At 75.1% G+C, this 12850-nt stretch carries 14 protein-coding genes; 8 read left to right on the top strand and 6 right to left on the bottom strand.

Annotation, left to right across the window (positions count from 1 at the left end; translation table 11 throughout):
- Positions 1 to 105: 105 nt before the first annotated feature.
- From F1D97_RS10330 to F1D97_RS10355, 6 genes are all read left to right on the top strand, one after another.
- The gene (locus F1D97_RS10330) at positions 106 to 936 is read left to right on the top strand and encodes a hypothetical protein (RefSeq protein ID WP_236120437.1); all 831 of its coding nucleotides are present in this window, start codon (positions 106 to 108) and stop codon (positions 934 to 936) included.
- A gap of 77 nt (positions 937 to 1013) precedes the next feature.
- On the top strand, positions 1014 to 1526 hold the full coding sequence (locus F1D97_RS10335) for an RNA polymerase sigma factor (protein WP_236120438.1): 513 nt from the start codon (positions 1014 to 1016) through the stop codon (positions 1524 to 1526).
- A gap of 142 nt (positions 1527 to 1668) precedes the next feature.
- On the top strand, positions 1669 to 2853 hold the full coding sequence (locus F1D97_RS10340) for a GH12 family glycosyl hydrolase domain-containing protein (RefSeq protein WP_236120439.1): 1185 nt from the start codon (positions 1669 to 1671) through the stop codon (positions 2851 to 2853).
- A 69-nt stretch (positions 2854 to 2922) separates the two neighbouring features.
- Positions 2923 to 3564, top strand: a complete 642-nt coding sequence (gene hisH / locus F1D97_RS10345; RefSeq protein ID WP_236120440.1) for an imidazole glycerol phosphate synthase subunit HisH — start codon at positions 2923 to 2925, stop codon at positions 3562 to 3564.
- 52 nt (positions 3565 to 3616) lie between these two features.
- The gene (gene priA / locus F1D97_RS10350) at positions 3617 to 4372 is read left to right on the top strand and encodes a bifunctional 1-(5-phosphoribosyl)-5-((5-phosphoribosylamino)methylideneamino)imidazole-4-carboxamide isomerase/phosphoribosylanthranilate isomerase PriA (RefSeq protein ID WP_236120441.1); all 756 of its coding nucleotides are present in this window, start codon (positions 3617 to 3619) and stop codon (positions 4370 to 4372) included.
- 3 nt (positions 4373 to 4375) lie between these two features.
- Complete coding sequence (locus F1D97_RS10355) at positions 4376 to 5107, top strand: SseB family protein (protein ID WP_236120442.1); 732 nt, start codon at positions 4376 to 4378, stop codon at positions 5105 to 5107.
- 101 nt (positions 5108 to 5208) lie between these two features.
- Here the strand turns inward: F1D97_RS10355 and F1D97_RS10360 are convergent, their stop codons facing one another.
- The 3 genes from F1D97_RS10360 to F1D97_RS10370 all read right to left on the bottom strand — a co-directional run bounded on the left by F1D97_RS10360 (position 5209) and on the right by F1D97_RS10370 (position 7467).
- The gene (locus F1D97_RS10360; RefSeq protein ID WP_236120443.1) at positions 5209 to 5769 is read right to left on the bottom strand and encodes a hypothetical protein; all 561 of its coding nucleotides are present in this window, start codon (positions 5767 to 5769) and stop codon (positions 5209 to 5211) included.
- A gap of 145 nt (positions 5770 to 5914) precedes the next feature.
- Entirely contained in the window at positions 5915 to 6682 is a 768-nt protein-coding gene (locus tag F1D97_RS10365; protein ID WP_236120444.1) for a S1 family peptidase, read from the bottom strand.
- Positions 6679 to 7467, bottom strand: coding sequence for a hypothetical protein (locus tag F1D97_RS10370; protein WP_236120445.1), 789 nt, complete (start codon positions 7465 to 7467; stop codon positions 6679 to 6681). The genes F1D97_RS10365 and F1D97_RS10370 overlap by 4 nt, the downstream gene beginning before the upstream one ends.
- Positions 7468 to 7524: 57 nt before the next feature.
- Between F1D97_RS10370 and F1D97_RS10375 the strand changes: the two genes are divergently transcribed.
- On the top strand, positions 7525 to 8757 hold the full coding sequence (locus F1D97_RS10375) for an MFS transporter (protein WP_236120446.1): 1233 nt from the start codon (positions 7525 to 7527) through the stop codon (positions 8755 to 8757).
- A gap of 41 nt (positions 8758 to 8798) precedes the next feature.
- On the opposite strand, the gene F1D97_RS10380 is transcribed toward F1D97_RS10375, so the two are convergent.
- From F1D97_RS10380 to F1D97_RS10390, 3 genes are all read right to left on the bottom strand, one after another.
- Positions 8799 to 9167, bottom strand: coding sequence for a DUF1844 domain-containing protein (locus tag F1D97_RS10380; protein ID WP_236120447.1), 369 nt, complete (start codon positions 9165 to 9167; stop codon positions 8799 to 8801).
- 145 nt (positions 9168 to 9312) lie between these two features.
- Positions 9313 to 10812, bottom strand: a complete 1500-nt coding sequence (locus tag F1D97_RS10385; RefSeq protein WP_236120448.1) for a catalase — start codon at positions 10810 to 10812, stop codon at positions 9313 to 9315.
- A 113-nt stretch (positions 10813 to 10925) separates the two neighbouring features.
- Complete coding sequence (locus F1D97_RS10390) at positions 10926 to 11408, bottom strand: Fur family transcriptional regulator (RefSeq protein ID WP_236120449.1); 483 nt, start codon at positions 11406 to 11408, stop codon at positions 10926 to 10928.
- Between the two features lie 461 nt (positions 11409 to 11869).
- On the opposite strand from F1D97_RS10390, the gene infC reads away from it, so the two are divergent.
- On the top strand, positions 11870 to 12814 hold the full coding sequence (infC, locus tag F1D97_RS10395) for a translation initiation factor IF-3 (RefSeq protein WP_236123563.1): 945 nt from the start codon (positions 11870 to 11872) through the stop codon (positions 12812 to 12814).
- Positions 12815 to 12850 lie beyond the last annotated feature (36 nt).

The following is a 12850-nucleotide window of genomic DNA, read 5'->3' on the forward strand; positions in this document are numbered from 1 at the left end:
CCTCCTGGCGACGTGTCGAGAGGGTCGTCGAGGTCCCGTGTCACACGCGGCGCGAACCCGGACATCCCTGTGGTGAACGACGACCGACCACAGGAGGAACCGACGATGACGCTGCACGAGCCCCTGACCGACGACGACCTGCGCGCCCGCATCGCGGCCGCGGACCCGTGGTCCGCCCCGGACCTCGACGACGTGCTGGCCCCGCTCGTGGCCCGGCACGCGACGGCCGACCGCGCTCCCGCCCCGGTGACCCGCCTGCCGCTGCGCCACGCGCGGCGCTGGGCGGTCGCGGGCACCGGTACCGCGGTGGCCCTCGCGCTCACGGCGGCGGGGGTCGCGTCGGGTGCGTGGACCGGCGAGCACGCGGGCGGCACGCCCGACGGCCTGCTGGTGGTCGACAGCGTGACGTACCGGAACGAGAGCGGCACCGACACGTCCGAGATGCTCGACCTGTCGCACCCTGACGCCCCGGCGGTGGTCGCGTCGCTCGCACCGCGCCACGAGCCGCTGCCGGCGTGGCTGACCTGGGACGAGGTCGCGGCGTACGTCCTGCCCGTGCCCGTCGACGAGCCGAGCGTGACGTCCGCCGACGGCATCACGGCCTCCCTGCACTCGGTCGCGGGCGCCGCGTGGCAGGCGCAGTGGTTCGCTGCCCGCGCGGCGGGCGACGACGTGGCGGCCGCTCGCGCGCTCGACGCGTGGGAGGCGGCGCTCGAGGCGACGCGGTGGGCGTGGGAGGAGGAGTCGTGGAAGGGCCGGGAGCGGCTCGTCGCCGACGTGCGCGCGGGTGACGCGGCTGCGATGCTCCAGGACCTCGAGGCGAACGGGGTCGCGGACTTCGTCGAGCGGATCGGCGCGGACGGCGACCCCGCCACGACCGACGAGCTCCCGGGGCTCGACCCCGCGGGAGCCGGCCTCGCGGGGGACGGCCGGTGAGTGCGCAGGTCAGCGACCTGGTGGCGCCGCGAGACGAGATCGATGGCACCGAGCGGGCGGCGACCCCGGTCGCAGCCGTGACCCGATCGGACGACCGGGTCACGGTGCTCGTGCGGACGTTCGGGCCGCGCGTGCTGGGCTACCTCGCGCGGCGCGTGCGGCACCGGGAGGACGCCGCGGACGTGTTCTCGCAGACGCTCGCGACGGTGTGGCGTCGCCGCGACGACGTGCCGTCGGACGATGACGAGGCGCTCGCCTGGATGATCGGGGTCGCGCGGCTCACGCTGGCGAACGGCGCACGGGCCGCGCGACGGCGCGACGCGCTGGTGCGACGGCTGCGCGACGAGATCGTCGTGCGTGCGGCGCAGCGGCCCGGCAGCGAGGTGGGCGAGCAGGTGCGGGACGCCCTCGCGCGCCTGTCGGAGCAGGACCAGGAGATCCTGCGGCTCGACGCGTGGGACGGGCTGACCGGCGACCAGATCGCGACGGTGCTCGACCTGACGCCCGCGGCTGCGCGACAGCGGCTGTCGCGGGCGCGCGGGCGGCTGCGGGCCGTGCTCGAGGCGGACGGCGCGGCGGCGTCGCGCTAAACGATTCCGGGTCCCGCGGTCGGGGTGCGGCGGTGCTTGTCTCGGACCTGTTGGTCCGAGCGTCCGCCGCGCCCCGACACCGCCGTCGGGGACCGGTCTCCGGGCACCGTGCACGGCGGGCGTCACACGGAAGGACTCCTCCATGAGCCGCAGTCCACGACTCAGCCCCGCTCCACGAATCAGCCCACTTCCACGTCGCAGCCCACGTCTGCTGGCCGCCTCGGTCGCGCTCGCCGCGCTGCTGGCGCTGCTCACCCTCGCGACGGCCCGGCCGGCCGCGGCGGACACCGAGATCTGCGAGCAGTACGGCACGACGACCGTCCAGGGCGGCCGCTACGTCGTCGGGAACAACCGCTGGGGCACGAGCGCGACGCAGTGCATCTCGGTGGACGACCGGGGCTTCCGCATCACGCGCGCCGACGGGCAGACCGCGACGAACGGCGCCCCGAAGTCCTACCCGACGATCTACGCGGGCTGCCACTACGGCACGTGCTCGAGCTCCGAGGTCATCGGCCCGAACGGCGTGCGGGTGTCCGACTCGCGGTTCGCGTCGATCCAGACGAGCGTGTCGATGACGTACCCGTCCAGCGGCACGTACGACGCGGCGTACGACATCTGGTTCCACCGGTCGCAACCGAGCGCGACGACGGGCCAGAACGACGGCGCGGAGCTGATGATCTGGCTCAACCGGCAGGGGTCGATCCAGCCGATCGGCTCGAAGGTGGCCACCGTGAACCTCGCGGGCTCGACGTGGGACGTGTGGTTCGGCAACACCGGCTGGAACGTCGTCTCCTACGTGCGCACCTCGACGGCCGGCTCCGTGAGCTTCTCGGTCAAGACGTTCTTCGACGACATGCTCGCGCGCGGCTACGGGCAGTCGTCCTGGTACCTCACGAGCGTCCAGGCGGGCTTCGAGCCGTGGATCGGCGGGACGGGTCTCGCGGTGACGGACTTCTCGGTCACGGGCAACGGCCAGCCGCCGACGCAGACCACCCCGCCGCCGACCCAGACCACGCCGCCGCCGGGCGGCTCGTCCGGCTCGTGCTCGGCGACGTACGCGCTCGTCGGGTCGTGGGGCGGCGGGTTCCAGGCGAACGTCACCGTGAAGGCCGGGTCGAGCGGCGTCAACGGGTGGACGGTGCGCGGCACGCTGCCGTCCGGCTCGGGCGTGCAGAACGTCTGGAACGGCCGGTCGACGGGGTCGGGCTCGTCGCTCGTCGTGGCGAACGAGTCCTACAACGGCTCGCTCGCACCGGGCGCGTCGACGACGTTCGGGTTCGTCGGGACGGGCAACGCGCCGTCGTCCCTGGCGCTCACCTGCGGGTGACGCGCCGACGACGTCTCGCCCGCTGGTAGACGCGGCGGGTCGGTGGGCACGCGCGGGTAACCTGGGCGCGTGCCCACCCCCCGCGTCGTCGTGCTCGACTACGGCTTCGGCAACGTGCGCTCCGCGGTCCGCGCGCTCGCACGCGTCGGCGCCGATGTCGAGCTCACCGCCGACAAGACCGCCGCCGCCGAGGCCGACGGCCTCGTCGTGCCCGGTGTCGGGGCGTTCGCGGCCGTGATGGCCGGGCTGCGCGGCGTGGGCGGGGACCAGGTCGTCGACCGGCGCCTCGCGGGCGGCCGGCCCGTCCTCGGCATCTGCGTCGGCATGCAGGTGATGTTCGCCGAGGGCGTTGAGCACGGGAAGCGCACCGAGGGCCTGGGGGAGTGGCCCGGCGTGGTCGACCGGCTCGAGGCGGACGTCGTGCCGCACATGGGCTGGGCGACCGTCGAGCCCCCCGAGGGCTCGGTCCTGTTCGACGGCCTGCACGACGAGCGGTTCTACTTCGTGCACTCGTACGCCGCGCGCGCGTTCCCGCTCACGGACTCGCCGACGGAGCGCATGACCCCGCCGCTCGTGACGTGGTCCGAGCACGGTGACCGGTTCGTCGCGGCGGTCGAGAACGGCCCGCTGTCCGCGACCCAGTTCCACCCCGAGAAGTCCGGCGACGCGGGCGCGCAGCTGCTGCGCAACTGGCTCGACTCGCTGCGCTGACCCCGCGCTCCCGCGCGTGACCCGACCCGACCCGTCCGGAGGACGAACCCGCATGACCGACCCCCGCCTCGAGCTGCTGCCCGCCGTCGACGTCGCCGACGGGCAGGCCGTCCGACTCGTGCAGGGGGAGGCCGGCTCGGAGACCTCGTACGGCGACCCGCTGTCCGCCGCGCTCGACTGGCAGGTCGGCGGCGCCGAGTGGATCCACCTGGTCGACCTCGACGCGGCGTTCGGGCGCGGCTCGAACGCGCCGCTGCTCGCCGAGGTCACGGCCGAGCTCGCGGGCAGGGGCGTCAAGGTCGAGCTGTCGGGCGGCATCCGCGACGACGCGTCGCTCGAGCGCGCGCTCGCGACCGGCGCGACGCGCGTCAACCTCGGCACCGCGGCGCTCGAGGACCCCGAGTGGACGGCGCGGGTCATCGCCTCGCACGGCGCGCAGATCGCGGTCGGCCTCGACGTGCGCGGCACGACGCTCGCGGCGCGCGGCTGGACGCAGGAGGGCGGCGACCTCTGGGAGGTGCTCGCGCGCCTCGAGGACGCGGGCTGCGCGCGCTACGTCGTGACCGACGTGACGAAGGACGGCACGCTGCGCGGCCCGAACGTGCAGCTCCTGCGCGACGTGTGCGCGCGCACGCAGGCGCCCGTGGTCGCGTCGGGCGGCATCTCGAGCCTCGACGACCTGCGCGTGCTGCGCACGCTCGTCGGCGAGGGCGTCGAGGGCGCGATCGTGGGCAAGGCGCTGTACGCGGGGGCGTTCACGCTGCCCGAGGCGCTCGACGTCGCGGGGCGTCCCACGGCGGAGGGCTGACGCGTGGCCGGCCGCGAGCTGCCGCCCTCGTCGCCGTTCGCATCCGACGACGGCTCGGCGGACCCGGGGGTCGCCGCGGCGCTCGCGGCGTACGGCACGGGTGAGGGCTCGCTCGCGGGCGTCGTCGCGGCGCTCGCGGGCACGCGCGTGCTGGTGCCCGTGCTCGCGGAGCTCGAGCTCGCGGACGTGGTCGTGCACGACGGGCACGAGCACACGGTCGACAAGGAGGCGTCGGCCGGCATCGTGGCGCTGCAGACGCCCGACGGACGGCGCGCGCTGCCGGCGTTCACGTCGGTGTCGACGATGACCGCGTGGCGCGCCGACGCGCGTCCCGTGCCCACGGGCGTCGCGCGCGCCGCGCTGTCGGCGGTGCAGGAGGGCTGGGAGGTCGTGGTCGTGGACCCGGGCGGGCCCGTGACCGCGCTGCTGCCGCGCCCCGCGGTGTGGGCGCTCGCCAAGCAGGAGGAGTGGGTCCCGGCGGTCGACGGCGGCGCGGTCGCCGGCGACGTGGCCGCCGCGGTCGCCCGGGCGCTCGACGGCGTCCCCGCCGTGGTGCGAGCCGACGTCGAGCCCGGACGCCGGGCCGAGCTCGCGGTCGTCGCGACGCTCGTCGCCGGGCTCGACCGCCCCGCGCTCGAGCGCACGGTCGCGGGGATCAACGCCGCGCTCGCCGCGGAAGAGGTCGTGGCCGAGCGCGTCGACTCGCTCGAGCTGCGGCTGCGCAGCGCGTCCTGACCGCACCCGACCGTCGCACCCGGCCGTCGCATCCGGCCGTCACATCCGGCCCCGAGGAGTCGGGGGACCGGACGCGACGGCCGACTCGAGGGTGACCGCCGTCAGCGGTCGGCGAACGCCGAGACCGCGTGCGACACGGCCTTCGCGACGGCCGTGACCGCGAGGGCGGCGCCGACCGACGCGACCGCGGCCACGGCGACGAGCTGCCCGCCGAGGATCACGCGGTTGAGGTCCAGCGCGGGACGCCAGTGCACGCCGTCGTCATCGACGACGAACACGCCGACCGCCTTGACGTGCGCGCCGTAGCCACCGCCGCCGCCGTGCCCGCCCCCGTACCCGCCGTGCGGGTCGCCGTCCGTCGCCGTGTCGTCGGACTCACCCTCACCGCCCGTCTCGTCGCCGGGTGCCGTCGCGTCCCACGTGTCGGCACCCGAGCCGCGCGTCCAGTAGTCCCGGGCGCGCCGCGCCCACGAGCCCGTCGGGAGCGCGCCGCCGCCCTCCCCGTCGCCCGCGCCCAGGCCGGTCGCGGCCCACACCCGCGCGACCGGGATCACGGTCACGCCGTCGCGCTCGTACGCCTCGCCGAACACCCGGCGCACGGTGAAGGTCTCGTTGGCGGCGGTCGCGAGCGCCGACGGGTCGAAGCGAGGGACGTGTGCCATGGCTGCCTCCTGCGGTCGGGTGGTGCGCCGCGGTGCGACGCCCGTGCTCGATCCTGTCGCGCTCGCGCGCACCAGGTCCAGGGCTCCGGGCCGTCCGGCGTCGCTCGTGGACGATCCCCGTGCACGGCCCGCGGTCGCCGTGCGGTCAGTCGGTGCAGGTCGGGGCCGGGGAGACCTGCGACTCGTCGTCGAGCATCTCGCGCAGCGTGCTCACCGGGACGACGAAGCTCGCGCCGTCCTCGCCGCGTGCGTAGACCACGCCGACGACACGCCCCTGCGAGTCCAGCACCGGCGAGCCGGACGAGCCGAGCTCGACGCGCGCGTCGGTCACGAGCACCTCACCGAGGTTCTCGTTCAGGGGGTCGGTCGTCGCTCCGATCACGTTCCCGGTCGTCATGGTCAGCCGGCTCCCGCGCGGGTAGCCGACGATCGTGACCGACGCGCCGGGCACCGGGTCGGTCGGCGCGAGGCCGCCGAACGCGGGCAGCGGGTCGACGGTGCGGACGAACGCGAGGTCCGCGAGCGGAGCGGAGCTCGCGGCCTGCGCGCGCACGTCCCGCCCGTCGTACGTGCTGATCTCGAGCGCCGCGGACTCCGAGACGACGTGCCGGTTCGTGACGAGCGTGTGGTCGTCGATCGCGAATCCCGACCCGGTGGACAGCGACCCGCAGCCGACGTTGCGGATGCGCACGGACATGCGGATCGCGGCGTCGAAGCCGTCGGGCGACAGCGCACCGCCCGGCGACGACGACGGCAGCGACGACGACGGCAGCGGCTCGGCGATGACGGTCAGCGCGGTCGGCACCGGGTCGGGCAGCGGCGGCAGCGCACCGCACCCGGTGAGCGCGAGCGCCGCGGACGCGCAGGCCGCCGCGGCCCCCCACGCCCCGGGCGGGCGGCGCGCGCGCGTCACGGCTCGAGCTCGTGCTGGAGCTGCTCGTTCGCCTCGGTGGCCTGGCCGCACAGCGCGTCCACGTCGTCGCGGAACCGGCGCAGCGCGCCCGGCTCGTGGGCGTCGGCGCTGTCCATGTACGTGATGAGCTGCTGCTGGCCCGCGATGCAGGTGGCGAGCGCGGTGGCCACCTTGCCCGCGGCCTCGGAGACGCGCGCCTGGTAGTCGACGAGCTGCTGCTGCGCGGCCGAGTCGTCGCCGAGCTGGGCCTTCTCGTTCGCGAGCTCGGTGATCCGCTCCTGCGCGGTGCTCAGCTGCTCGCGCGTGTCGTCGAGGACCTGCTGCGCGGCGGTGAGGTCGCCACGCGTCCGCTCGAGGTCCGCGGCCGCGGTCGCGGCGAGCGACTCCCAGCCCGCGCTCGACGCGCGCCACTCGTCGGTCGCACGCCACAGGTACGCCACCAGCGCGCCGCCGGCGATCAGGACGAGCGCGAGGGTCGTCGCGAGCACGGGCACGACGCGCGAACGGCGCCGCCCGGGAGCCGCCTCGACCGCGGGCTCCGGCTCGGGCGCGGAGATCGGCACCGCCTCGAGGACCGGTGCCGGCTCGGGCTCCCGCTCGGGCGGCGGCGGAGGCGGCGTGGGTGCGGTCGGCGAGGGTGCGGTCGGCGAGGGTGCGGCCGGCAGGGGTGCGGCAGCCGAGTGCGCGTCGTCGTGGCCGCCGTGCGACGGTCCGCCGGCGCGCACGACCCACCCGGGGGTGCCCGACGTCCGTCCCCCGGTCGCGCGTGTGTCCTCCAGCGGCACCCGCACAGGATAGGCGCGCGGACCGGAGCACGCCCCGGGCCGGGTGACAATGATGGGATGTCTTCGTCCTCCTACGGGTCCGTGCTGCGCCTGCCCGCGGTCGCGCGGCTGTACGCGGTCGCGTTCGTGTGCCGCATCCCCGCGGCGATGGTGGGCGTCGTCCTCACGCTGCACGTGGTCACCTCGCTCGGGCGCGGGTACGGGCAGGCGGGCGTCGTCGCGGGCGCGTCGACCGTGGGCATCGCGATCGGTGCGCCGTGGCGCGGACGGCTGGTCGACCGGGTGGGGCTGCGCCGCGCGGTCGCGCCGTCGGTCGTCGTCGAGTCGGCGGTGTGGCTCGTCGCGCCGCACCTGGACTACCACGCGCTCGTCGGCGCCGCGTTCGTCGCCGGCTTGTTCCTCGTGCCCGTGTTCTCGGTCGCGCGCCAGTCGCTCGCCGTGCTCGTGCCGCCCGCGCAGCAGCGCACCGCCTTCGCGCTCGACTCGGTGCTCGTCGAGGTGACGTTCATGCTCGCGCCCGTCGTCGGCGTCCTGATCGCGACGCAGGTCTCGACGACGGCCGCGCTCACCGTCGTCGGCGTCGCGACCGTGGGCGGCGGTGTCCTGCTCATGTGGGCGGACCCGCCGACACGGTCGCAGCGCCCGGCGCCCGTGCTGCCCGCGCAGCTCGACGCGCCCGCGCACGGCCTGGGCGCCGCCGAGCCCGCGCCCGCGCGCCTGCGCGTCGTGACGCCCGAGCTCGTCGTGCTGCTCGTCGCCGCCGCGGCGGCGGCGTTCGTGCTCATCGGCACCGACGTGGCGCTCGTCGCGTCGCTCAACGACGCCGGCCGCCCCGGCGACGTCGGCTGGATGGTCGCGCTGTGGGCGGGCGGCTCGGTCGTCGGCGGCCTGGTGCACGGCGCACGGGCGAGTTCCCCGCCGCCGCTCGTGCTCGTCGTGCTGCTCGCGCTCGCGGTGGTCCCCGCGGCGTTCGCGCCCGTGCCCGTGTGGCTCGCGGTCGCGGTGTTCGTCGCGGGCCTGCCGTGCGCGCCGACGCTCGCGTCGATCAACGCGACGCTGGTGCGGATCGCGCCCGAGGAGCGGCGCGGCGAGGTCATGGGCTGGTCCGGGACCATGTCGACGGTCGGGAACGCGCTCGGCGCGCCGCTGTGCGGGTGGGTCATCGACCGCGTCCACCCAGGCGCGGGCTTCCTCACGGCGGCCGTCGTCGGCGGTGGCGTCGCGGTCGGCGGGCTCACGGTGCAGCACGTTGTCCGACGACGGCGCGCCCCGGCCGCGATCGCGGGCTGACCTCCGTCGGACCCCGAGGGGCGACCCGGTCAGGGGCGGTGTCAGCTCACCGGGCTGGTGAGCTTCTCCCCGGGGCCCTCGCCCGGCGCGTCCGGGAACGGGGACGCCTCGCGGAACGCGAGCTGCAGCGAGCGCAGCCCGTCGCGCAGCGAGCGGGCGTGCTGGTTGCCGATGTCGGGCGCCGACGCGGTCACGAGCGCGGCGAGCGCTGTGATGAGCTTGCGGGCCTCGTCGAGGTCCAGGTACTGCGCGCCGCCGCCGTCGGGTCCGTCCTCGGCGAGGCCGCACTTGACGGCCGCTGCGCTCATGAGGTGCACCGCGGCGGTGACGATCACCTCGACCGCGGCGACGTCCGCGATGTCCCGGGTCGCGTCGCCGGCGGGGTCGTGGGTCGTGGCCTCGTCGCTCATGCGCACATCCTCGCACCCGGTGCGCGTCGCCCTCGTCGTGCCCGACGTGGCGTGCGTCTCCCCACTCGGACGCGGACGACCCCCGCACCCGGGTGGGGTACGGGGGTCGTCGGGAGGGGCCGTGCGGGCCCCGTCCGGGGACGGCTCAGGCGACGGGCGTCGCCGAGGTCGCCGGCGTGCCGCTCTCGACGGGCGCGGTGCCGTCGAGTGCGGCGCGCAGCGCGGCACCGAGGCCGGCGTCGACGTGCGTCCAGTACTGGATCGCGCGCTCGCGGATGTCCGCGCGGCGCACCCCGCCGACGTGACCCGTGATCGTCTCGAGGAAGCGCGCACGGGCGGCGTCGTCGAAGACCTCGCGGTAGAGCGTGCCGGCCTGGCCGAAGTCGTCGTCCTGCGCGTGCAGCGTCGCCGCGGCGCGCGTCAGGTCGCCGTCCGACTCCCAGCCGCCGTCGGTCGCGCGGGTCGGGTCCGCCGCCGGACCGCCCGCCGAGTTGGGTGCGTACACCGGCGTCGTCGCCGACTCGAAGTGGTAGCGCGCCGCGCCGTCCTTCGAGTACGAGTGCACGGACGACTTCGGCGCGTTGACGGGCAGCTGTGCGTGGTTCGTGCCGACGCGGTACCGGTGCGCGTCCGCGTACGAGAAGATCCGCGCGAGGAGCATCTTGTCGGGGCTCGCCGCGATGCCCGGCACGAAGTTGCTCGGCGCGAACGTCGCCTGCTCGATCTGCGCGAAGTAGTTCTCCGGGTTGCGGTTGAGCTCCATCACGCCGACCTCGACGAGCGGGTAGTCCGCGTGCGGCCACACCTTCGTCAGGTCGAACGGGTTGAAGCGGTACGTCTTCGCGTCCTCGTACGGCATGACCTGGACGGACAGCGTCCAGCGCGGGAAGTCGCCCGCCTCGATGTGCTCGTACAGGTCGCGGATGTGCACGTCCGCGTCCGATCCCGCGAGCTGCGACGCCTCGTCGGCGCTCAGGTTCTTGATGCCCTGCTGCGTCTTGAAGTGGTACTTGACCCAGAACCGCTCGCCCGCGGCGTTGATCCACTGGTAGGTGTGCGAGCCGAACCCGTCCATGTGCCGCCACGACGCCGGGATGCCGCGGTCACCCATGAGCCACGTCACCTGGTGCGCCGACTCGGGCGACAGCGACCAGAAGTCCCACTGCATGTCGTTGTCGCGCAGGTGCGAGCCGGGCAGGCGCTTCTGCGAGTGGATGAAGTCGGGGAACTTGATGCCGTCGCGGATGAAGAAGACGGGCGTGTTGTTCCCGACGAGGTCGTAGTTGCCCTCGGACGTGTAGAACTTCAGCGCGAAGCCGCGCGGGTCGCGCCACGTGTCGGGGGAGCCGAGCTCGCCCGCGACCGTCGAGAAGCGCGCGAGCATCTCCGTCGAGGCGCCCGGCTGGAACACGGCGGCGCGCGTGTACGCCGAGACGTCCCCGGTCACCGTGAACGTGCCGAACGCGCCGCCGCCCTTGGCGTGCACGACGCGCTCGGGCACGCGCTCGCGGTTGAACTGCGCGAGCTTCTCGACGAGGTAGTGGTCGTGCAGGACGATCGGGCCGTCCGCGCCGACCGACAGCGCGTGCGCGTCGGACGCGACGGGCGCGCCGGAGTTCGTCGTGGTGGCGGGCACGTGAGACATGGGTGTCCTCTCGGTGGTGGGCATGGCAGGGCACGTCCCGGCGGAGCCGGTCCGTGGCGTGGGGGACCCGCTGCACGCTCGCGCGTGCTGCGGACGGGTGGGGGAGCGGCGGTCTAGGCCACGTGCTCCGGATCGGTGGCGGTGGTCGTGGTGCCGGTGGTCGTGGTGCCGGTGGTCGTGCCGGGGCCGTCGTCGCGGCAGGCCGCGCACAGGCCCCAGAACGTCACCTCGGCGGCCTCGATGGCGAAGCCGCTCGTCCCGCTCGGCTCGAGGCAGGGCGCCTCGCCGACGACGCAGTCGACGTCCTCGACCGCGCCGCACGAGCGGCACACGACGTGGTGGTGGTTGTCGTCGACCCGACGCTCGTAGCGCGCGGGGTGGCCCGCGGGCTCGATGCGCCGCACGATGCCGGCCTGCGTGAACGCGGCCAGCACGTCGTAGATCGCCTGGACCGAGACCGACGGCATGCGGGTGCGCACGCCGCGCAGCACCGCGTCCGCGTCGGCGTGCGGCGACGCCGTGAGGGCCTCGAGCACGGCGAGCCGCGGTGCGGTGACCCGCAGGCCCCGGCTGCGCAGGAGCTGGTCGTCGTCCATGTCCCACACCCCATCATATAAACTGGAACCATTCAAGTTATGGAACGACTCCAGATCACGGGTCGCGTGCCCCTCGACGACTGCCCGCCGACCCGCTGTCGGCAGGTGCCGGGGTGTCTGGTAGCCTGGTCCATCGACTGACCTGTGCCGTACCCGCCCGCGAGGGACCGGAGTGCGGAGCAGGTGCACAAGTGGAGTCTCTCCCACCTTGGACCCGACCGTCCGGCGCGAGCCGGCGACAGGGTCCGGGTCCCGGTCTACGACGGACGTCGACCCGGCTCGCGCCGGGAGGACGGGCGTCGTGCGTGCGCATGCTCGTCGTGCGCCGGATCGACAGAGGCCTCCACCTGTGCCCGGGGTGGAGGCCTTCTTCGTCCCCGGCGGTCAGTCACGACGAACCTGGAGGAGCACCCATCAGCGAGCCCCGCATCAACGATCGGATCCGCGTCGCCGAGGTCCGCCTGGTCGGCCCTGCCGGCGAGCAGGTCGGCATCGTCCGCGTGGAAGACGCACTGCGCCTGGCCCAGGACGCCGACCTCGACCTGGTCGAGGTCGCCCCCGACGCCCGCCCGCCCGTGGTCAAGATCATGGACTACGGGAAGTACAAGTACGAGGCGGACATGAAGGCCCGCGAGGCCCGGCGGAACCAGGCCAACACGGTCCTCAAGGAGATCCGCTTCCGGCTCAAGATCGATCCGCACGACTACGGCACCAAGAAGGGCCACGTCGAGCGGTTCCTCAAGGCCGGCGACAAGGTCAAGGTCATGATCATGTTCCGCGGCCGCGAGCAGTCGCGCCCGGAGATGGGCTTCCGTCTGCTGCAGCGGCTCGCCGCCGACGTCGCCGAGTTCGGCTTCGTCGAGAGCTCACCCAAGCAGGACGGGCGCAACATGATCATGGTGCTCGGGCCGACCAAGAAGAAGGCCGAGCAGCGCCAGGAGCAGCGTCGTCAGGCTCAGGCCGCCGCGGCGCGCGACGCCAACGCGACCGCGAAGGCCGCCCAGGCCGCCGCCCCGGAGGCCGACGAGGTCGACGAGGCGCCCGTGGTGAGCACGCCCGCCGCAGCGCCCGCGCCCGTCGAGGCCGCGCGTCCCGACGCGCAGGTCGAGGCGCAGGCCGAGACGACCCCGGAGGCGCCCGCCGTCGAGCCCGTGGTCGAGCCCGTGGTCGAGCCCGTGGTCGAGAAGGCCGCGCCCCGCCCGGCCACCGCCGAGAAGCGTGCGCCCAAGGCTCCCGCCGCGACGGCCGAGGCCGCCCCCGCGGCGCCGAAGCCTGCGGCAGCGCCGAAGCCTGCGGCGACGCCGAAGCCGACCGCCACGCCCAAGCCGAGCGCCGCGGCCGCCAAGCCCGCCGCGCCGCGGCCGGCACCGCGGCCCCGGCCGAGCGCGCCGCGCAGCACCGACTGACCCGAGACGGCCGGACGCCCCCCGCGGACCGGCCCC

It is taken from the genome of Cellulomonas palmilytica (assembly GCF_021590045.1).
Classification (GTDB): domain Bacteria; phylum Actinomycetota; class Actinomycetes; order Actinomycetales; family Cellulomonadaceae; genus Cellulomonas; species Cellulomonas palmilytica.

Bases quoted from the DNA above. Each gene is read 5' to 3' on its own strand.
- F1D97_RS10330 (WP_236120437.1), top strand. From the start codon at position 106: ATGACGCTGCACGAGCCCCTGACCGACGACGACCTGCGCGCCCGCATC.
- F1D97_RS10340 (WP_236120439.1), top strand. From the start codon at position 1,669: ATGAGCCGCAGTCCACGACTCAGCCCCGCTCCACGAATCAGCCCACTT.
- priA (WP_236120441.1), top strand. From the start codon at position 3,617: ATGACCGACCCCCGCCTCGAGCTGCTGCCCGCCGTCGACGTCGCCGAC.
- F1D97_RS10360 (WP_236120443.1), bottom strand. From the start codon at position 5,769: ATGGCACACGTCCCTCGCTTCGACCCGTCGGCGCTCGCGACCGCCGCC.
- F1D97_RS10375 (WP_236120446.1), top strand. From the start codon at position 7,525: ATGTCTTCGTCCTCCTACGGGTCCGTGCTGCGCCTGCCCGCGGTCGCG.
- F1D97_RS10380 (WP_236120447.1), bottom strand. From the start codon at position 9,167: ATGAGCGACGAGGCCACGACCCACGACCCCGCCGGCGACGCGACCCGG.
- F1D97_RS10385 (WP_236120448.1), bottom strand. From the start codon at position 10,812: ATGTCTCACGTGCCCGCCACCACGACGAACTCCGGCGCGCCCGTCGCG.
- F1D97_RS10390 (WP_236120449.1), bottom strand. From the start codon at position 11,408: ATGGACGACGACCAGCTCCTGCGCAGCCGGGGCCTGCGGGTCACCGCA.